Raw genomic sequence first — 19,955 nt, forward strand, 5'->3', positions numbered from 1 at the left:
AATGTTTCGGTATCCCCTTCTGTTCCATGCACGTGAATCCATTGCCCATGCAGTGATTACATCGTTCCGTGATTTTTATTAAATTTAGTCCCATCCTTTAGCGTTAATCGGTTTCTTTTTATTATTAAAAAACCTACCTAATAAACTTAATTCCTTTTTTCGTTTGAGAGCGAGTTTAAGACCTTCAATCATTAGCCTTGCTCTCAATTCGTCGCGACGATTGAGCGTGTGTAACATCTTTATGAACTGTTTGTCCATGTTACCATCCCTCCCCAAGTATCTGTTAAAGAGAAGCAGGACTTTTGATTCTGATCTATATACATTATAAGCTTACACTGGATTAATGTTTGTCAGATTATAGATGAGGACAACGCTTGTTTTGTCGACATTTAGGCATCATAAAAGTTCGAAAGCACCGTCCCGATCCCACTTCTCATTCTGATTTCGACGAAACTTTGCTACACGTTAGCTTGGGCACACGGCAAAAAGAGACCCACAGCAACGGGCTGCGGGTCTAAGTTTTATATTTTAAAGGGGGTCAAGTTTTATTATAGGCTTGATTCATTAATGCTGTATGAAAATAAGATTTCAATTTTATTACATTTACTGAACAAACGTCTCCCGTTACTTCAATGAACGCTCTTGCCCTATAACAATGCCTTCAATATGATCGAGTGCCATTGGCCCGCAATATCCTTGGACTGGAAGGAACTTGTCTGATTAGTAAAAATTGAACTCAACTTTCCAAGGAACAAACAGATTTTCTTGAAACTCATAATGAATGACAGCTTCGCCTATGAACCCCCCCGGAGAAATCTGCCCTGGTAGCCGAGAGATCAGCATATGATCCTTTATTTCAAAACGAATAATGTTGCCGAAATACAAATGATCGAACCATTTTTCTTGATCGATACCGATTTGCTTTGTAGAAATATGCTGCTCTTTGCCATCTACAATGACCTGCACTCCAGATTCATTCTTTGAAGATATAACCCTTTGCTTCACTACCGTTACGGGATCCGCCAGTGGAATTTTCACCAAAGGTCTTAGAATTCAATATCCTCTTCTCCTCATTCCTGTATCTAAAGATATTACGTATTATGAGGTTTGTTTAGTTTTCGCTATACATGGGGTAACGAGTAGTGTTAGGTTATAACAATAAACAAGGAGCAGATTGCCGCGGCCTCTGCTCCTTGTTTTTCCAACTAACGTTCTTCGATAGCTTAACAAAAGCTGATGTGCGGCAGCCTTTATTAGGTGTTGAATTTATCATCTTGTTAGTCTACGATAAATAATTTTGCTCCAGTGTTCGTATAAGATCTATGTGGATTTGCATCATCAGCCACCTGATAACTGACTCCTGGCGTGAGTTTAAATTCTCTTCCATCTAAAAGTTCGGTATACAGTTCACCTTCTAGTACTAACAAAACGTGGCCTCTGTTACACCAATGGTCTGCAATATAACCAGGAGTATATTCTACCATTCGCACTCTAATGTTCCCCATCTCAAATGTCCGCCAATATGCAAACCCTTCAGTTCCAGGATGTTGAGTAGCGGTTATTTCACTCCAGTCAATTGTACAAAACGGAACATCCGTTATCTTCATGATGTTGTCCCCCTTTGATAATTTGGTTTTACATATGACTAACGTTCTTCGTTAGAGGAATATTCGATTTCTATATCCAATCTTCGAAATGATCTGTTACAAAACGAATCTCACTCTCATAGTGCGCCAAGTGACCCTCATCAACCATTTTTTGAAAGGCTGGATTCCCGTCGCCGGCACCATTTCTCAACGTATCACACAGTACTATCAACCGTTGAATAATCCACTGTCGCAGATTATTAGAGACGGGAATTCCATAAGATTCAAAAAACAAATGAATTCGCCGACGTCGCTCTGCGGCGTGTATTTCATATTGGTATGCTACCGTTGTTCCAGAAGAATGGTCAGGTGCGAAACTCGCAAGCGGAACCGATGTGTAAAGGGTGTACGCGATGTCCCACATACGCGGACCTGGGCCTGCCATGTCAAAATCAATCAGCGCCACAGGTTCCCCCATTTGAAAGACAACATTATACAACGCTGCGTCATTATGACAGATCACTTCGTGCTCGGCATCGTCGGCATAGCTAAGCTGCCATCTGTCCTCAGTATTGGGAGAGAACGCTTTAGTCGCATCATGGAAATGACGCAAAAGGCGTGCCAAACCCACAAGTGTTTCGTTCGACCACATGTACGGTTCAAGTTTTGGATAATCGTTTCCTGCAACTTCTCCAGAAATAAATGTCAATATTTCACGACCAGAGTCCGAGAAATCTTGGTGCTCCCTCAAAGCCTTGTTTTTCCAAATGCTTGAGCAGTTCATGAACACTTGCACTCCAATAACCTATAGGGCGGCGAACAGTGTTCGCCATACGGACTATGTGATTTACATTACCGCCTTTTAACACTTCTTCCTGAGTCATAAGGTTTCATTCCTCGCTTTTCAGTGCGTTATCCATTGCAGATTTTTGCCTGTTAGTTATGGGAGCTACTCCCCTAATAATAACAAAATGTTACAAGTCATTGCTTATAGAGAACAATTATAACTAAACTGCCCGTTCAGCAAAGGAAAAAGGGATCTGCTGACTGCGCCGCAGCCGGTGATCCCTATTTAAGTAACGTATCCGTTAATGTAATAGTCTTCCGAAAACCATTCTGCCCTTAGTGGATACATGGCTGATCTCCTCCGGAGAATCCGTCACAGATGCATCTGGAGGAAATCGCCGAAATTGTTCTTTATTTATCATCTTTTATAAAGATTATTAACAACATCTTCTATGGTAACTCCCTGGAGAACCTTCTCTAAAGCTGATTGGGCTAAAATAAATATGGGTTCAATCGTTTCTTGCAATTGCTTGCCCACAGGACAATCTGGGTTCGGATTTTCATGGATGCTGAATAATTCATTTTCGTTTACTACATTCACTGCTTTGTATACATCAAACAAGGTGATGTCAGACAACCCCCGAGCTAACTCAGCCCCTGCAATTCCAGGTTTGATTTTAACCAAACCAGCACTTTTAAGCATACCCATGATTGTTGATGTTCCTGACCATTTGGTCACGATGTTACCGCGATCGTTATAGAACGTTTGAGCAAGATCTTTTGCGTTACGGAGAAGTAGAGTAGGATAGCTATTTACCCCGAGATGCTTTACTTTGATGAAGTCTGCGCGGGCTACAGTAAAGCACGTGGCGGGTTTTACTCCGAGGCACCAGCCTCACTTGGTGGAGCTATGGGCATCGAGGAGCTTGAAGAGCGCCTGGCTCGCACGAATTTTATACAAAATACAGCAGGGGAACATTGTTCACTGGATAATAAGAACGGCTGTTGAAGTCGGCTGAGAAGAAAAGCTCTGATTCTGCATTCGTGCGGTCAGAGCTTTTTTGAATTTCATTGAAAAACTCATCAGCGTAAACTGCCCGTTTAGCTTAATCAGCAGGACGACAATGATATGAATATTTGTGTCACCATTAAATATTATTGAAAAATTGTTAGGCCCCTTACTAGCTGACCTTCGAAAAACAAAGGAGAATAATTATGGTTATTGCGGTAAAAATATCATTATCAAATTAAAGTATGGGCTGAAAATATTATGAAAAAGCTGAAAACGGACTTTAAGGACTTCGACCAATTAAAGAATCTCTCCAGAAAATCGAGCGACTTTAAAACCATTCATATTTCTATTGCCGGTCAACAAGTAAGCATCTCATATTTCAAAACATTAGTCGACGGGAAGGTACTGCAGTCAAATGTAATTCTTGCCTTGCAAAATCGCGCATTGCTCTCCGAACTCCGCCAGCTTGAGAATATAAAAGAATGGATTGCGATTGATGACTTAGAGATAACGGATAAGGTTGAAGACATTCAAGCGAAACTATTCAAAGGATATGCAATTGTTGAGCTTGATCAACACGATCAGAAATGCATGCTGGTTAGTGTCGGGAATAAAGAAGGGTTGCGAAAAGAGAACAATACCGAAAACGAGTTCAGCGTTGTCGGACCGAAGGTAGGGTTTGTCGAGGACCTTGATATCAACATACGTTTGTTAAGAGCGCAAATCAACATCCCGAACTTAATTGTAAAAGAAATAACCATTGGATCAACATCCAAAACAAGAGTCGCCATTATTTACATCGACGGGGTGACCAATGAACAGATCGTTCAAACCGCAGAGCAAAGGCTGAAACAAATCGACTATGACGTGGTCTTTGATTCATCCATTTTGGACCAATTCATCTCGGATAACTCGTCCACGCCCTTCCCGTTATTTTTGACTACGGAACGCCGAGACCGGGTCGTGTATGCCCTGATCAGCGGGCAAGTTGCGTTCATTAGCGACGGGTCGCCTTATTTTATTACGGGACCCTCAACATTGTTCGACTTTTTCATTTCCCCGGAAGATTATTATTTGCCTTGGATCTTGGGTTCATTTTTTAGGACGATTCGAATTTTCGGGGTTATTTTTTCTTTATTTGCAACGTCCATGTATATCGCCATAACTACTTTCCATTATGAGGTCATCCCAAGGGATTTGTTGGAACCGCTAATTTCTTCCAGAAAAAATGTCCCGTTCCCCCCTTTAATCGAAGTGCTTTTCCTGGAAATAACAATCGAATTTCTCCGGGAGGCCGGCGCCAGATTGCCGACCAAGATCGGTCAAACCTTAGGTATCGTAGGAGGGATTATTATTGGAACAGCTACGGTCCAAGCCGGTTTGACAAGCCATATTTTGGTCATCATCGTCGCCTTTTCGGCGTTGGCCTCGTTTGCGACGCCGATTTATAAGATGTCGAATGCGATACGGTTTTTACGTTTCCCCATGATCGTGATGACAGCCATATGGGGCGGGATAGGCATGTTTATCGCGATTGGTTTTCTGCTCGTCCATATTACCCGTTTGACTTCATTAGGCACTCCTTATACGGTGCCCATATATCCTTTACGGGTGCAGGGTTTTAGGGATAGCTTTATACGTCCGTCGTTTCAATTTATTAATAAAAGGTTTCGGTCCTTAAGGCCACATTCTTTAATTAGGTACATCCCTGAGCCGGTTAAACGAAAGAAGAACGATTTTGACGATGAATGATGGAGAAAGCGGGAATATGGAGTTGAGAACAACTTTTCTGTTTATCGTTCTAATTACATTGATGACCGCGTGCGGCAATCAAAAAATTGTGAATAGTATTAAACTTGTCCAAACCGTCGGTTACGATGCCGTCGAGAATGGAGTACGAAACGCTGCTCTTATTGCCAATTACGAAGAAGGAAAATCGAAGTTAGAGTTTTTCGTGACGGAGTCGAACACCATTTACGACAGTTCGCCAAGGCTAAGAACGAAACTTGACTTCCCGAATGAATATGGACAGGTGAGAATGACGTTGTTTGGAGAAACGTACGCGCGCAAAGGGATCAAAATAGTAACGGACACTATGATGCGCCATCCAGTCATATCATCCAGAATGCACCTCGGCGTAGCGGATCGAGACGCTTTGGAAATCTTGAACGTAACCGAAAACAAACGGGATCCTTATTTTTTATTCGATATGATCGAGAATAATATTAGGAACGGAAATTTGCCGATGACGAACCTTCACGTAACGGTTTTTAATTTTTACGGCGAGGGGCGAGATGTCTTCTTACCGTATTTCACAGTAGAACGCGGAGAAATCAAAATCGACGGTTTAGCTTTGTTCAAAGGAGATCAATTCAAAACCAAAATCAGTATAAGGGATGCATTCCTATTGAAGATGCTGCTGGGTAACTCCAAGAATGGGAGCGTCATGGTTCCTGTGAAGGGACCGAAACAAGAACGCGGCGATTACTTCTTAATGAACAGTATCGGTTCTAAATCAAGATTGAAGGTGATTAGCGTCGGACCTCCGGCATCCGTTTCCATCCAGTTAAAAGTGGACGCATCCGTTAGAGATGTTCCTGAATGGATGGATCTTACATCGGAGGATCAGCTTGCATCGCTTGAGAAAAGGATGGAAGACTATTTTGAAAATGAAATTCAAAATTTAATATCGTTTTGCAAAAGAAATAATGTGGACCCGGTGGGCTTTGGCGATCTAATAAGAAGCAGATCGTATCAATGGGAGGCTCGAGATTTTGAAGATCATTATGAGGCATTAAAAACGACAGTAAGCGTTAAAGTTATCATTGTCCAGACCGGTGCCGGCCAGTGAAGGCAGCCATGTAAAGGGAGGCGGCATGTGCAGTGAGCAATGAAATCAGCGAAAAATACATGATATCTCCCTACTTAATCATGTTTCCTCTTTATGTCAGCATTGTGGGAGTTGGAGTTCTGGCTTACCAAAGGAAATTAAGTGAGCATGCCGGTTATAACGCATGGATATCCGTTATTTTGACGGGGATTAGCATACATCTCGTCATATGGATGATTTATACAATATTAGCCTCACATCGTGACGGTCAAGAAATAATCACACTTAACCATACGCTTTTCGGGAAATTTTGGGGCAACATTGTAAACTCGGCCGTTGTTCTTTATTTTGTTTACGGGGCATTTGTTAAATTAAAAGCCTATATGGAAATCGTTCAAGTTTGGTTCTTTCCGGTAATGAACATTTTGCCCCTCAGTATCATTATCGCACTGCTTGTATACTATGCTGTGTCCGGCGGATTCCGGTCGGTTACAGGAATCAGCGTTTGGGCGACGTTTATTTCCCTTGCTTCTATTTTTCCGGAAGTCTTACTGAGCTTTCCGTTCTTGCATCCATTAAACTTGCTGCCGCTGCTGAACCATTCGGCAACCGATATTTTACTCTCTTCGAAAAGCATGGTGATTGAATATTTGGGGTTCGAGACGCTTCTCTTATTTTATCCGTTTATCAAAACACCGGCAAAGTCGCAAAAATGGGCGCATATGATCATGATCTTTGTTACCTTTTTATATTTAATAATCTTAATCTTGGCATTTATGTTTTTCAGCGAAGGTCAGCTGCGGCATTCCGTATGGCCGACCATAGAAATGATCAGTATCTTTGAAGTACCGCTGCTCCAGAGACTTGAATATTTTTTCGTGTCATTATGGTTTATCAAAATGGTTGCCGGTATTTGCATATACTTATGGGTGGCTTGCCGCGGAATGAAAACCGCTTTTCGCCTTGGACAGCGACACAGTTTGATTGTTTTTCTAATTGCGATTGTGACGTTGAATTATTTCATTGCGGGCCACAGAAATATTGAAAGGGTCTCCGAATGGTACTCAACCTTCGGATTATATTTTATTTACGCTTATATCCCGTTTATGTTCGTATGGGTACTTATAAGAAAAAGGTTGGCGCGTAATTTCGAAGAAAGAAAACCGGCGTAAATAGTTACGTCGGCTAGGGACAACCCACATTTTCTATGATACTCTCCTCTACAACGAACAACCGCCCTTCAGCTTACCTTCTTGTCAAGGTGAAGGGCGGTTTTCTTTATTCATTTTCCTTCTTCCGCTGCTCAAATCAGACCGAAAGCTATCGTACCCGATAGCTTAATAATCATTTCTCATTCTTGAAACCAATTCCCATCAAGATTAAAGTGTCCAGGAATCCGATACCGGGCCGTACAGATCTCGCATGGAAACCGGTAGGTCCAGCTGCTTCATGTAGGTGAACATTTGACCCCGGTGGTGATAGAGATGCGTCGTGATCTCCATCAGCCATTTGAACTGAACAGCGGGTTGATGTTTGGCAAAGAACGGGGCGGTTGATTTGTAAAGCAGCTCTGTTTCATCCAAGGAATTCATGTAGTCTTTTAACGCAGCAACTCCGCGATGCATGACATCCGACAAGGCGGCAGCATCTTTTAGATGCATTACGGATATGACAAGACTTCTTACTTGCTCCATGGACTGTTCCTGCAGGATGGCCAGCTCTTGTGCGGGCACATGAACAAGATGACGGGCAAGCTCGATTAAACTCCGCATATTCTCGTTTGGGCGATACTCCCATTGATCTTCTTTGATCAGGGAGAGCAATGAACAGGTCGTAGTAAGCGCAAGCTCCATTTCTTCAAAAAGAAGGTCCTTAATGCGGAAAATTTCCAGATTCATCTTCTCTCATCCTTTCTATATGTGCAAGAGTTGTTACGGATATGACTATAGCACGCAAATAAGTCAGATCTTGGCTTATTTACCGTGGTAAAATGGAAGAAAATGTGCGGCGAGGGATGAGGTTATTTTGATAAAATCACAGCGATTAATTCGATTAATGATGGTGATCAACGCAAAAAAGTCGTTTACAGTCAGGGAGCTTGCCGACGAGTTTGGCTTATCTCCGCGCACGATTACCCGAGATTTGCAGGAGCTTAGCGAAGTCGGCTTTCCTATCTACACGGTGCAGGGCCGCGGCGGCGGTTATCGTCTGCTTCAGGAGAGGATGCTGCCGCCGATTGCCTTCTCAGAAAACGAAGCGGTTGCCGTGTTTTTTGCCTGCCAATCGCTGCAGTATTTCGGCTCAGTTCCTTTTGATGAAAGTGCGGCTTCTGCGATTCATAAGTTTTACCATTATTTGCCTATCGACGCCAAGGAGCAAATCGACCGGCTCAGGAACCGGGTAGTGATCTGGAACCCTCGTCGTACGATGTCCGCGGACTGCCTCCAGACCTTGCTTCAAGCGATCATGAACAACAATGTAGTGACCATTACATATAAATCCAGTGATGGAGAAACGCAAAGAGATATTCAACCGGTAGGTCTCTTTTCGAGCGAAGGATACTGGTATTGTCCGGCCTATTGCTTCCTGCGTCGAACGTACCGTCTTTTCCGCGCGGATCGAATCGGCTTCGCCAGTTTGAATAATGCCTTTCCTTATCGGCAGGATCTGAGCGGCAGATCGGTATTTGATTGGATCACACCGGATTTGACTCGTTTTGATTTTCAGTACGATTTGATCGTGGAGTTACGCGAGGAAGGTGTGCGTTCCCTTGAAACCAATGTTTGGTTCGGTTCTCATATTGAAGTTCACGAAGACGGAGGAGGAACCCTGCGAATTCGGATTCCTGCTCAGAAAATAGAATTTTTTGTAGATTTGGTTTGGCAGCTGGGGGGAGAAGCAATGATTGTGGAACCTGCAGAAGCTATAGATTATATAAAACAAAAAATAGAAACGGTCAGACAGCGCTATCTTTAAACCCCCATGATAGGCGTCTAAACCCTCCTTCGGAGGGTTTTTCTGTAAAAGCGAATTAACGAGACCCTGAATACGATCATGCCGGTCGTAAGCGTTGTTCAGACGACTTTTTGTTGAGTCTTGGTTACCATTTGCCCATTCTCATAGCTTTCGTTCATGCCTCTCTCCATTTTCAGCAGCAGGTAATATGATAGCATAACAAACATAAAGACCACGACGGACTTTATACTTCCCATGGGATTGCCGACAGCCATCTCGGACCAAAAGGCAGCAATACAGTCAATAGTCAGGCCGGCATACGCCCATTCTTTCAGCCTGTAATATTTGGGAACCAGCAGAACAATGATACCCATAATTTTTGCCACTCCAAGAAGAGTCAGGAAGTAGGCCGGGTAGCCTAGCAGCTGGGTAGTTTCCATGAAAGTTTTGGGCGAATGAGCAATCTCATTGAAGGCACTGATTGCGAATCCTATGAGCGTGCAAACCGTAATGATCCAGTAAGTGATTTTGATGTTTTTCATCTTGATATCTCCTCGTTTCGTTTTTTGATTTTCCTGTAATTTGATTTTAGCTGGAATTGGACGCGGGCAAAGCTGTGAAAAGTCATGAATTCACAAAGAAAAAGGCAGAACGTTTGATCGCTAAAGCATGATGGATCTCATGCTCTATGCCAAAAGTCATGCCCTTATTGATTGTATGCTTGATGACGGACTGAAAAGAGTGCAGCCTGTGTTCTGTCTCGCAGACCAAGCTTGGCTATGAGGTTCGAAACGTGGTTTTTCGCTGTGCCTTCCGTGATGACAAGTATGCCTGCAATCTCTTTATTATTTAATCCCTGACCCAATAAGGCGAGGATCTCTTTCTCACGTTCGGTCAGAACCCCCAAAGCGGCAGGTTCGTTTGTGCTGAGGAGATTTGGATTATCCATGTTCCATTCCGACATTTTTTTAAGCTCATTCAGCAGCATGGCCGTTATATCGGATTGAAGCACCGTTCCGCCGTTATAAACGGTTTGAATGCTACTAACGATCGCCTCGGATGGCATATCCTTCAACAAATAGCCATGGACGCCTTTTTCCAAGGCCCGCATTATTAACTCAGCGTCATCGAAGGTGGTCAGAATCAGGATCTTGGTGTCAGGTAAATGCTTTAAGATCAACTGGGCTCCTTCCACACCGTCCATTCCCGGCATTCGGATATCCATCAGCACCACGTCCGGCCGCCATTCCAGCGCTTTGGCATAGGCATCTCTCCCGTCCACTGCCGTCCCAACCACTTCCATACCCGGTTCAAGACCGATGAGGGCGGCCAGACCCTCTCTCATGAGCCGCTGGTCATCTACGATCAGAATTTTCAATGATGGACACGCTCCCTTTCAGCTGCAGAATAGGGAAATGCTCCTTCGACAGCAAATCCTTCGTTCCGATCCAGGTAAAATCGCACCTCTCCATTCCACTCCCTCGCTCTTTCCTGCAAACTGATTAGCCCAAAGCCCGGTTTCAGTTCATCAGGAACCACACCGTCATTACGTATGCTCAGCGAAAATCCGCTCTCCGAATAGGCTAATGAAACGTTCACATTTTTGGCATGACCGTGCTTCTGCGCATTTGTAAGGGATTCCTGAACAATGCGATAAGCCGTTAACTGGAGATTGCGGGGCAGAGAGACGGGAACCCCCTTTATTTCAAAAGCGGTTTGTACTCCGGTGAATTTGGTAAACTCTGCACTCAGCTTTTCGAGGCTGTCATGCAGGGAGGTGGATCCCGCAGGTTCATCTCGAATGGCCCTTACGGACAGCCGGACCTCCTGCAGGGACGATCTGATTAAATCTTCACATTCCAGGTAGATTTGCTGACTGCGTGAGGAATCCGACCCGCTCAGCTTGCGAGCCAACTGCATTTGAACCAGTAGTGCCGTTAATTTATGACCCACCGTATCGTGAATATCCCGCGCAATGCTCACTCTTTCCCTGGCCGCTGCCCACTCTTCCGTTTTGAGTGCATATTCCTGCAGCTGCTCATGAGACTGCATCAACAGGGCATACAGCTGCATCGCATTCTCGCGAGCGCGTTGATAATGCTGGATTACAGCGCTCACGATACCCGCGAATATAATAAACGAACAGGAAACAAAATAGCCGGTTTTATGGAGTTGATTATATAAATACCAATCAATGCTGCCCATCGTTACAACATATACGGCAAGCAGCAAGATACAGGTAATGACCAGCATTCGGGTGCTCTTGACTAACATTAGAATCGCCAGGGCGGTAATCCCTATGAATAAATGATTCGGAAAATCCCCGCTAATATAAACATAGCCGTAAGCAGCGGATACCAGGAAATCGATGAGGAGGACGTGAAGAAGCCAATTCTGCCGTTTCTTCCTGTTGAGATAATATAAATTGATCCAAAGGAACATCAGCAGTGAAATCACAACAAAGCCCAGTCTCCAAAAAATCGTAATCGAATGTTCAAAATAAAAAACACCGGTTAAAGCTAAATCAAAGATGAGCTTCAAGCCGAAAATTAGTCTCCATGAAAGGGGGCTCTTTCTTATGTTCTCAGCCGCTTGGATCATACTCGCGTCCTCACCTCACTTTAATCCATATTAGCACACATCCTAGTGGAAGGCGCGAAAAATGAACAGTAAGTTCTGCAGCGGCCTCTTACTCTAGTGGTGCTTCCGCCATGGATTCCTCGAGCAAATGTCCGACTCGAATTGCCCGAATAGTTGAATATAGGCGTTCTTATCGCCCTTCTGGGCTTCTTGACCAAGCTGAGAAAAATAGATAATTTTTACTTCGAAAACCAACGGGCTCTATTGAAGTTTTTTGTTTTTCCGGCAAGGAGTACGAATACGATAAAGCATGCGACCCCCAATGCGGCAAAGACAGTTGAAGCGTAAAGGGACGCCGAGGAACCGGTTTGTTCGAACAGCATTCCGCCCACGACTGGCCCCAGCACGCGACCGGAGGTTGGCCCTCCCGCAACCAAACCTTGTACGGTTCCTTCCCGGCCCGGCTCGGCATAATCGGAGGCAAGCGCGGGAACACTCGGCCAGACCAGCATTTCGGCGAACGTCATGATGACCATGGCCACGACAAAACCGGCATATCCACTGGCTTGGGCCGTCACAAGGGAAGAGACGACGAAGATGAGGCCGCCCCAAAGCAACTGTGCTTTGAGGGATAGCCGGCATTTGCGGATTCCCCATGCCAACAGCGGTTGGGCCAGTACGACAATGATCGCGTTGATTGTCCAAAGCAGGTTATAGGAATAGGAAGGCAAATGGATGTTTTGAAAAAGGGTCGGGATGATGGTGAGCCACTGCATGTACATAAACCAAGTGACCATGAGGCCGGTACTGAGGGTCCCCAGTGCGATCCACTTTGCCAGTGACGGGATGCCAGCCGGTTGAAGGGCGGATGCCGGATCGTTCTTCCTATGCGCGGTGACGGATAAAGAATGTTTACGGAAATAAACGAAAAACAATAGCAGAAATACGACATGGAACACCGCGTTGCCCCAGTAGGCGAGAGAGTGGGAGACGGCGTATGCCGTCCCTCCTAAGGCGGTCCCTAACGCTCCCGCTACGTTTAAAGCGACGTATACCATATTGCTGTTCGACCGCCCGCCGGACGGATGCAATCTCGTGGCCCATGCGTTCGTGACTGCATAGAAAAATCCGCTGAAAAATCCGAGCGGGAGGAAACATGCGATAAAAGCCTCGAGGCTGCCTCCAATACCGATCGCGACCGTACATGCCAATGGAACGGCGGATGAAAGAACGATCGTCGTTTTGGCTTTCCACCGATCGAATAGAATGCCTCCTGTCACGTTGCCCGCAAACTGCATGGCAAAATGAATGGACAGCAGCGTGCCGCCGGTCGTAAGCGAAATGCCTAGCTCTTGGTTCATATAAGGCATGTAGACGGGCCATATGAAGGAAGCTCCGGCATGGTAGATGAAAATGAGAAGGGCAAGGTGTCGGATGCCTGGCGGCAACGCGGATATGGATTTGATCATGGCTGACTCTCCCTATGAGATAGACTTGATGTTGGGCCGGTTTACAATCTTCTGTAGATGTCGATATTTATGTGCAGCTTGCTTAAAATTGTGAAGACCTGAAATATCTTGGACTGACTCTGCTCTCGTCAATTAGCTCCTCCTCAACTTTGCTATTACTCCTTTATAAATCCCATAGCTTCGAACTACTTCCAAAAGCCATCCATATTGGGATAATCACAAAATCCATAATAATAAATAAAGTATGACAACAGTCTGTCATACTTTATTTATAGGTTATTGATACGTTCCATAAAACGAAAAGAGAGCTCCCGCTAAGTAAGCTCCTCAACTATCGTTCTTCGTTTAGTTCAATGAGCCCCCCGAATCAGTTTTTTACGGGGGGCTGCTTCTTCAAGGCTTAACTGCTTGATAAATAAATCTCTGATGGTTACCGGTCGGCTTTTTTCCATCCTTAAAATCTGCACAGACGGTTACATTTGAAAACCCAATGTCTTCAAGAATGTAAATAAACTCCTCAACCCCGTACCAGCGTAGTGCAAACCGCTGCAGTTCCGTTTGAACCAATGCTCCATTACGCCACTTTTCGTATTTTAAGTAGTTGACACGGTATTGATTAAAGAATAAATCTGCTTCGACACACTTGCTTTCCATCGTAATAATATCCCCATTAGGCAAGTGGTGTGTTGCAGACCCGCCCCATCGTCCAAGATCGGAACTGTTGAAATTATTGTCCGGCAAAAACAGATCAAGGATCAATCGACCGCCAGATTCCAAATGATCATACAATCGATGTAAAGCCAGCATCGACTCTTCCCGTTTTTCAATCAACAAAAATGAGCCCGCAGGGACAATGATAGCCTTATACTTATGAGGCAAAGAAAGCTCCTGTAAGTTCGACTCATATAATTCGGGTCTTAATCCACGCTCTTCACATCGTTTTCGGCAAGAAGCCAGCATGTGAGGAGAGTAGTCCACGCCATCCACAATAAGTCCTGATTCAAGAAGAGGAATGATAACTCGCCCAGAACCCACCATTGCCTCCAGAATACGCCCATTGCAATGCCTAAGCTTTTCGCTGTAATACTCGATATCACCGTTGAGTGATTGTCCAATTTTCTTTGTCAGATCATAGACCTGCGTACAAAGTTCACCGTAATTATTGAAAGACATATGTGCTTTCCCTCCGTTATTGGGCTTAACACGAAAGGGGAAGTCAAAGCAATTATCCCTTCCGTGCCTCGAAAATAATAGCGTCTCCAACAAATTTAGTGCTTCTCATCTTAATCACTCGCTCTCTAAAAAGAATACTTTAAGGATACGTGACAGGAAAATATTGGGCAACGGAATGTTTGTGTTTAGTTAAATTCTACTGCCACCCGTATTAGCGTAAACTGCCCTTCGCTTAATGAAAGAAGGAGCAGCTGCCACGGCGGCAAACTGCTCCTGGATCGCTAAACTATTGTACCGGTTAGCTCAATGGCGTAATGTTCAATCATATTTTGAATATTCCGAAAATAAATACGGCGATACTCAGAGGTTTATTCTGCATGATACTTCATAAACTCCAAAAAGAAGCAACTTCAAAGCCACTCCTCCACTATCGTCTCCAAATTTATGACAGAGGCTCTTACTTGACGCATTCAGCCATTACAATATTTCGATATACCCTTCTGTTCCATGCACGCGAATTCGTTGCCCATCTTTTATCAGTTTGGTAGCATTTTCTACTCCGACAACTGCCGGCAAGCCATATTCACGAGCGATAACGGCTCCATGGGTCATCAGTCCGCCAACTTCGGTGACTAGACCTTTTATGGATACAAATAATGGTGTCCAGCCAGGGTCAGTAAAGGAGGTGACTAATATATCTCCATCTTCCAGATCGGCATTTTCCATGTTTAAAATGACACGCGCTCTTCCTTCTATCACTCCGGAAGAAACAGATAGACCTACAATAGCTTCGGCTGGGATATTTTCTCGATTGTACTTTCCTGCAATGATTTCACCATCAGACGTGATGACACGCGGGGGAGTTAGTTTTTCGAAAAATTTGTAATCCACTTTTCGTTTGTTGATGATCTGATCATCAAGTTTGTTTGTGCGTACGACTTCGTGAAGTTCTTCAAAAGTGAGATAGTATATATCTTCTTTTTCATGAATAACGCCCGCTTGTACGAGTTGTTCGGCTTCTTTCAGTAAAGCCTGCTTATAAACGAAGTAGCGACTAACGTAACCGTATTTTGGATATTCCCGGTAACCGATGAAATTCCGGATGAGGTCGATCATTCGTTTTGTTTCTTTGGCTTTTTGTTCACCATCCGGTAATTGCTTCAATCGATCTATTAACTCTTGTTCTTTTTCCAAAGCTTCCTGGCGCCTTTGCTCAAATTTACGATTGCCGGCATTAGGCTCAAAGTTCTTGATGTTGCCAAGAATCATGGGGACAAGTGTAATTGGTTTTTCACTCCAACGAGTTTTCGTAATATCGATTTCTCCGGTACATCGCATTCCGTATTTGCTGAGATAATCATAGATAGCGTCTTGGGTTTCCCTTCCTCCATCAAACTTAGCCAGTTCATCCAAAAAGTTATCATCTTTTACATCCTCTAAATAATCAATGACTTCCGGATAGGGACGAATCACATCCGCGACATCCAATAACGCCAGACCCATTTCCGAAGTAATGTTGTTGGGTACGGATTGAGAGAGCGTATCTGCTGCGTTTTTTTCACCTAACCACTTGTTCATGTTTTCATTGATCCATGATGAAGCATCCATAGCAGCCATAAACACACGCGAACTTTGTGGATCAAATAAAATCTTCTTTAATTGCTGGATATCTTCTAGGATAAAATCAAATAAATCCGATCCTGATTTCGTTTGGATGTTGTGTTTTAACTCTTCTATCGATGTTTGACTTTTCTTAATCAAATCGGAAACGATTGCCTGATCGATTTCGATTTGTGCCAGCATATCCATATTGCTTCTGCTGGGAATCGGTGCTGTTTGATCATTTGGTAACAATTTTATAAAATCTCGCTCTATGATGGTCATGAGTGCGTCTTTCATGAGCGGATCGTGTTGTCCCATGGTTTCTAATAAAGTTTCCCTGCTGACTGGGGAAGCCAGCATACGTGCAATATCAACAAACAACCTTCCGCCAGCTTTACGCATAGGTGCAGGAGTAATTGACAGGTAAAAAGACAATCCCAGTGGTTTCATGGGATCAGTCATCATTTGTTGATGGCCGACAGATACGTAAACGTGATTTTCTTGATCATTCGCTTCAGGGATGGGGAATAAAGTCGTGATTGGCCGGCTCTGGACAATATAAAATGTATCGTGTGCCAAACACCATTCGATATCTTGCGGGCAACCAAAATAAGCTTCGATCTTTCTTCCGATGTGTGCTAATTGTAAAATTTGTTCTTCAGTTAGGGCTTGAGTCTCTTGCTGGTCAGGATCGATCTGCCGTGTCTTTGTTCCGCCTTCTTTCCGTCCATAGATAGCCATTTTTTTGGTTGCTATCCTCTTCTCGACGATTTCCCCTTCCTGTACTTTATAACAATCGGCAGATACCAAGCCGGAGACCAGTGCTTCTCCAAGTCCAAAACTGGCATCGATTGATAGCAGCTTTCGGTTAGAAGTAATCGGATCAGCGGTAAATAAAATCCCTGAAGCCTGTGGGAAAACCATCCTTTGAACGATAACGGATAAATAAACTTGACTGTGGTCAAAGCCATTTTGCATACGGTAGATTACCGCGCGATCCGTAAATAGGGAAGCCCAACATTTGCTGATATGCTGCAAGATCGCTTCTTTGCCGATGATATTTAAATAGGTGTCTTGTTGACCGGCAAATGAGGCATGCGGCAAATCTTCAGCAGTCGCGCTAGAACGCACTGCATAAGCATGTTCCTCGCCAAATTGGGAGAGATAGTGAGCAACTGCTTTCACAACATCGGAAGAGATTTCTACTTCCGTTATGATTTTTCGAATCTTCCTGCTGATTTCACCGATTTGGTCTCGATCCTCTACTTTTAGCATGGTTAGTCGATCCAACAAAGCATGATACGTTTCGTTTTGTTCGATGGCTTTTTGGTACCCAACTGTTGTAACACAAAATCCTTCCGGTACTTGTATCCCTTGAATTTTTGATAATTCCCCTAAATTCAACCCTTTTCCGCCAACGAGCCAAAGCTGAGTTTTTTCCATTTCCTGAAAATCGAGAACCAAAGAACTCATTCAATATCTCTCCTAACCATTAAATTGAGAAAAAACATTTGACAAGAGTTTACCGGCATGGTACACTTAAAGTGTAGGATGCAATAATTACGTCTATGTAAATTATTGAAGTCGTAATCTGATTATATCATCGTGTCTGTTTATATTCAATATGAAAGAACCTGATAAAACTACCCAGGTTCTTTTTTGATTTCCCGCTATCATTAGTCACATAAAGGAGCTGTCCTTGCGGCAGCTCCTCACCATGTTGTATTGAATAATTAGATGATTCGCTTTTACCTTTTAGAGAGCTCATCCACCTTCGCTTTCATGGATCGTATCGTCGTTTTCTTATATTGAATTCCGAGTCGAAGCACCTTAAGCTGCTCTCGGCGAGTTAACCTTTTGAACCGGAAATCCTGCTTCAGAAACGAGCGGATGATGGACCAACTGTTGCCGGCGATCTGATCCGTGTTGGTGTATGGCAGTTCATAGGGCAGCTTGCGTTTTTGAAAACGGTTCAATAGCGATACAAAAGTCGATGAAATTTTTCCTTCGTCTACCAGACAGGGTACTACGTTTTTCTTTGAATACCTTTTGTAGTACTCCAAGTGATTAATTCCGCTTACTATGACGTAGCCACCTTCTTTTCGGCTTTTCCTGACGATCAACAACTGCATGCAATCCTGTGCGACTTTGTGAAGCTCTTTGCTACGCTTTGTTGATTTGGCGATTAACCCAGACTTTATCTTGCTTAGAGGTATATATTGCACCGTATATCCCATCCGGCAGCACCACTCTTAATTTATGATTATTCTAGTTTATGCCGTCCTCCTTCAAACGTACCCGCTTACCTCATCGTATTAGCAGCCTTCCCTACAATCCAGGTTACCGAAACATAACGATTATTCGTTATATAAACTATCTACGACTTCCTGCACTGCCCGATATCCCGAGACCAAGGCATGCTCCGTGCAAGGACCTGCCCAGTAATCTCCACAGGTAAAAACTTTTGAACCTTGAGGTTGCTTTGCCTCCAGTGCTCTCTGTAATTGGTTTGTCCTCCCAGGGTACATCACTGGCATGGCGTACTTCCAACGATAAACGTGTGAAAATTCAACTGCATCTTTACTACCGGGATAATATCTGTTTACCGCATCTATCAATTCTCCAGAGATTCCTTCGCTGTCGCTACCCCAGTTATTTTGGCAGTATTCATGAGTGGGCATGGCAACAGCTAACCCATTATGTCTGCGTACACGCTCTTGTCCCTTCAAATGTTCCCATCCTATAGATGCCAAAGGGGAATGTAATTTAAATGGAACACCGATACCATAAGCAGACGTTTCAGGAAGATCGTTATATCCGATCGCTGTCGTCAGATTACTTACATATCTGGTTTCCGCCAAATATCTGGATCGTTCTTCTCCTAATTCTCGGCAATGGTTCGGAATCATCTTCATTGCAATCTCAGCAGGCACAGCAACGATTGCCCGATCGAACAGCTGCTCCGATTGCTGCAAATTCGATTTACACGTAACCTTTACCTTGTCTGATTTTACGGATTCCACAGAAACAACAGAAACATTATACTGGATGTCCAGCCTCTGTGAGAGCGCTTTCGGGATGCTGCCCATTCCACCTTTTGGTGTAAAGATTCTTTGTGCCTTTTTATCCAGAAGATTAAATAATGCGTAGAACCAGGGGGTTTCTTTTTCCAACCAAAAAAATAATGAGGAAGTTGGGATATGTAATAGCCAATCCACAAGATCGTCGGTTGTTTTCTTTCGCCACCATGATAAATCCCGCAAGTCATCAAGCGGTGCCAAGCGTTCAGGTCGGTCAAAATCCATATATTTTCTATTTAAATTCCCTTGATAAACTAGTTTCCATATTACCAACTTTGACCGAATGTCCAACTTGGGGTGCCGTAGGAGTCCCGACAAGGAAAAGGAAGGGAAACGGTAGATCTCAGCATCACCCAAAACAATGGCCTGTACCGGATCTACATACGTCATATGCTCGCATAATCCCAACTCTTTCATTAAATCCTTCATCAAGTTATAAGAATCTATCATAAATTGCGCTCCTGCATCCCAAGTATAGCCCTCGATACTATCCGTTCGCATTCTCCCTCCAGGTAGATTAGTTCGCTCAAATACAATAACCTCATATCCTCTCTTCTGCAGCTGATAAGCCGCGGCGAGTCCGCTGATTCCTGCTCCAATGACGGCAATTTTCTTAATAATCCACCAAGCCTCCCTTTGTCTTCGTAAGCAAAAAAATGAAAAATTAAGGGGTTCCATCTCTGTTGATGTCTAGGATCGACCAGAATACACCTGATAAATCTAACCGTATGGAATAGATGCCGATTAATCCGAGTCCCACTTGCAAAATCCCAATAGATCACAAAAAAACCAACCTCGAGATCATATCCTTCATCGTTTTTTTCCGGATCGAGATGACTTCCTCTTCGGAGATATTCCCGTAAAACTTCCGAATCGCCTTGT

Annotated in this window: 18 protein-coding genes; 4 read left to right on the forward strand and 14 right to left on the reverse strand. The window is 43.8% G+C overall.

What is annotated here, in order from left to right; genetic code table 11:
- Positions 1 to 84: 84 nt before the first annotated feature.
- The 5 genes from ICC18_RS20750 to ICC18_RS20770 all read right to left on the reverse strand — a co-directional run bounded on the left by ICC18_RS20750 (position 85) and on the right by ICC18_RS20770 (position 3,210).
- Positions 85 to 258 (reverse strand): hypothetical protein, encoded by a 174-nt coding sequence (locus ICC18_RS20750; protein ID WP_188176345.1) that lies wholly within the window; start codon positions 256 to 258, stop codon positions 85 to 87.
- Positions 259 to 720: 462 nt separating this feature from the next.
- Positions 721 to 966: a hypothetical protein gene (locus ICC18_RS20755; protein WP_188176346.1), complete on the reverse strand. Its 246-nt coding sequence runs from the start codon at positions 964 to 966 to the stop codon at positions 721 to 723.
- Between the two features lie 311 nt (positions 967 to 1,277).
- A complete protein-coding gene (locus ICC18_RS20760; protein WP_188176347.1) occupies positions 1,278 to 1,607 on the reverse strand; it encodes a DHCW motif cupin fold protein in 330 nt (109 codons plus the stop codon).
- Positions 1,608 to 1,677: 70 nt separating this feature from the next.
- Entirely contained in the window at positions 1,678 to 2,370 is a 693-nt protein-coding gene (locus ICC18_RS20765) for an aminoglycoside phosphotransferase family protein (RefSeq protein WP_223192722.1), read from the reverse strand.
- Positions 2,371 to 2,790: 420 nt separating this feature from the next.
- Entirely contained in the window at positions 2,791 to 3,210 is a 420-nt protein-coding gene (locus tag ICC18_RS20770; RefSeq protein WP_512699403.1) for an Rrf2 family transcriptional regulator, read from the reverse strand.
- A gap of 432 nt (positions 3,211 to 3,642) precedes the next feature.
- Between ICC18_RS20770 and ICC18_RS20775 the strand changes: the two genes are divergently transcribed.
- The 3 genes from ICC18_RS20775 to ICC18_RS20785 are packed head-to-tail and all read left to right on the forward strand — an operon-like array spanning position 3,643 to position 7,386.
- The gene (locus ICC18_RS20775; RefSeq protein WP_188176349.1) at positions 3,643 to 5,136 is read left to right on the forward strand and encodes a spore germination protein; all 1,494 of its coding nucleotides are present in this window, start codon (positions 3,643 to 3,645) and stop codon (positions 5,134 to 5,136) included.
- Positions 5,137 to 5,152: 16 nt separating this feature from the next.
- On the forward strand, positions 5,153 to 6,235 hold the full coding sequence (locus tag ICC18_RS20780; RefSeq protein WP_188176350.1) for a Ger(x)C family spore germination protein: 1,083 nt from the start codon (positions 5,153 to 5,155) through the stop codon (positions 6,233 to 6,235).
- Between the two features lie 32 nt (positions 6,236 to 6,267).
- Positions 6,268 to 7,386, forward strand: a complete 1,119-nt coding sequence (locus ICC18_RS20785; RefSeq protein WP_188176351.1) for a GerAB/ArcD/ProY family transporter — start codon at positions 6,268 to 6,270, stop codon at positions 7,384 to 7,386.
- A gap of 207 nt (positions 7,387 to 7,593) precedes the next feature.
- On the opposite strand, the gene ICC18_RS20790 is transcribed toward ICC18_RS20785, so the two are convergent.
- Positions 7,594 to 8,112, reverse strand: coding sequence for a DinB family protein (locus tag ICC18_RS20790; RefSeq protein ID WP_188176352.1), 519 nt, complete (start codon positions 8,110 to 8,112; stop codon positions 7,594 to 7,596).
- Between the two features lie 127 nt (positions 8,113 to 8,239).
- Between ICC18_RS20790 and ICC18_RS20795 the strand changes: the two genes are divergently transcribed.
- On the forward strand, positions 8,240 to 9,190 hold the full coding sequence (locus ICC18_RS20795; RefSeq protein ID WP_188176353.1) for a helix-turn-helix transcriptional regulator: 951 nt from the start codon (positions 8,240 to 8,242) through the stop codon (positions 9,188 to 9,190).
- A gap of 98 nt (positions 9,191 to 9,288) precedes the next feature.
- Here the strand turns inward: ICC18_RS20795 and ICC18_RS20800 are convergent, their stop codons facing one another.
- The 8 genes from ICC18_RS20800 to ICC18_RS20835 all read right to left on the reverse strand — a co-directional run bounded on the left by ICC18_RS20800 (position 9,289) and on the right by ICC18_RS20835 (position 19,751).
- Entirely contained in the window at positions 9,289 to 9,711 is a 423-nt protein-coding gene (locus ICC18_RS20800; protein WP_188176354.1) for a DoxX family protein, read from the reverse strand.
- A gap of 164 nt (positions 9,712 to 9,875) precedes the next feature.
- Entirely contained in the window at positions 9,876 to 10,547 is a 672-nt protein-coding gene (locus ICC18_RS20805; RefSeq protein WP_188176355.1) for a response regulator, read from the reverse strand.
- Positions 10,544 to 11,710, reverse strand: a complete 1,167-nt coding sequence (locus ICC18_RS20810) for a sensor histidine kinase (RefSeq protein ID WP_223192723.1) — start codon at positions 11,708 to 11,710, stop codon at positions 10,544 to 10,546. Before ICC18_RS20810 ends, ICC18_RS20805 begins: the two co-directional genes overlap by 4 nt.
- Positions 11,711 to 11,988: 278 nt before the next feature.
- A complete protein-coding gene (locus ICC18_RS20815) occupies positions 11,989 to 13,218 on the reverse strand; it encodes an MFS transporter (RefSeq protein ID WP_188176357.1) in 1,230 nt (409 codons plus the stop codon).
- Between the two features lie 393 nt (positions 13,219 to 13,611).
- Positions 13,612 to 14,391: a class I SAM-dependent methyltransferase gene (locus ICC18_RS20820; protein ID WP_188176358.1), complete on the reverse strand. Its 780-nt coding sequence runs from the start codon at positions 14,389 to 14,391 to the stop codon at positions 13,612 to 13,614.
- Between the two features lie 477 nt (positions 14,392 to 14,868).
- On the reverse strand, positions 14,869 to 17,466 hold the full coding sequence (ppsA, locus tag ICC18_RS20825; protein WP_188176359.1) for a phosphoenolpyruvate synthase: 2,598 nt from the start codon (positions 17,464 to 17,466) through the stop codon (positions 14,869 to 14,871).
- A 275-nt stretch (positions 17,467 to 17,741) separates the two neighbouring features.
- Positions 17,742 to 18,230, reverse strand: a complete 489-nt coding sequence (locus ICC18_RS20830; protein WP_188176360.1) for a hypothetical protein — start codon at positions 18,228 to 18,230, stop codon at positions 17,742 to 17,744.
- A gap of 120 nt (positions 18,231 to 18,350) precedes the next feature.
- Positions 18,351 to 19,751, reverse strand: coding sequence for a protoporphyrinogen/coproporphyrinogen oxidase (locus ICC18_RS20835; RefSeq protein WP_188176361.1), 1,401 nt, complete (start codon positions 19,749 to 19,751; stop codon positions 18,351 to 18,353).
- Positions 19,752 to 19,955: the final 204 nt, after the last annotated feature.

This window comes from Paenibacillus sedimenti (genome assembly GCF_014534655.1).
GTDB classification, from domain to species: domain Bacteria; phylum Bacillota; class Bacilli; order Paenibacillales; family NBRC-103111; genus Paenibacillus_E; species Paenibacillus_E sedimenti.

Excerpts from the sequence above, each read along its gene's own strand:
- ppsA (WP_188176359.1), bottom strand. The coding sequence starts at position 17,466 with ATGAGTTCTTTGGTTCTCGATTTTCAGGAAATGGAAAAAACTCAGCTT.
- ICC18_RS20800 (WP_188176354.1), bottom strand. The coding sequence starts at position 9,711 with ATGAAAAACATCAAAATCACTTACTGGATCATTACGGTTTGCACGCTC.
- ICC18_RS20750 (WP_188176345.1), bottom strand. The coding sequence starts at position 258 with ATGGACAAACAGTTCATAAAGATGTTACACACGCTCAATCGTCGCGAC.
- ICC18_RS20780 (WP_188176350.1), top strand. The coding sequence starts at position 5,153 with ATGGAGTTGAGAACAACTTTTCTGTTTATCGTTCTAATTACATTGATG.
- ICC18_RS20760 (WP_188176347.1), bottom strand. The coding sequence starts at position 1,607 with ATGAAGATAACGGATGTTCCGTTTTGTACAATTGACTGGAGTGAAATA.
- ICC18_RS20830 (WP_188176360.1), bottom strand. The coding sequence starts at position 18,230 with ATGGGATATACGGTGCAATATATACCTCTAAGCAAGATAAAGTCTGGG.
- ICC18_RS20775 (WP_188176349.1), top strand. The coding sequence starts at position 3,643 with ATGAAAAAGCTGAAAACGGACTTTAAGGACTTCGACCAATTAAAGAAT.
- ICC18_RS20790 (WP_188176352.1), bottom strand. The coding sequence starts at position 8,112 with ATGAATCTGGAAATTTTCCGCATTAAGGACCTTCTTTTTGAAGAAATG.
- ICC18_RS20835 (WP_188176361.1), bottom strand. The coding sequence starts at position 19,751 with ATGGAACCCCTTAATTTTTCATTTTTTTGCTTACGAAGACAAAGGGAG.
- ICC18_RS20815 (WP_188176357.1), bottom strand. The coding sequence starts at position 13,218 with ATGATCAAATCCATATCCGCGTTGCCGCCAGGCATCCGACACCTTGCC.
- ICC18_RS20820 (WP_188176358.1), bottom strand. The coding sequence starts at position 14,391 with ATGTCTTTCAATAATTACGGTGAACTTTGTACGCAGGTCTATGATCTG.
- ICC18_RS20765 (WP_223192722.1), bottom strand. The coding sequence starts at position 2,370 with ATGAACTGCTCAAGCATTTGGAAAAACAAGGCTTTGAGGGAGCACCAA.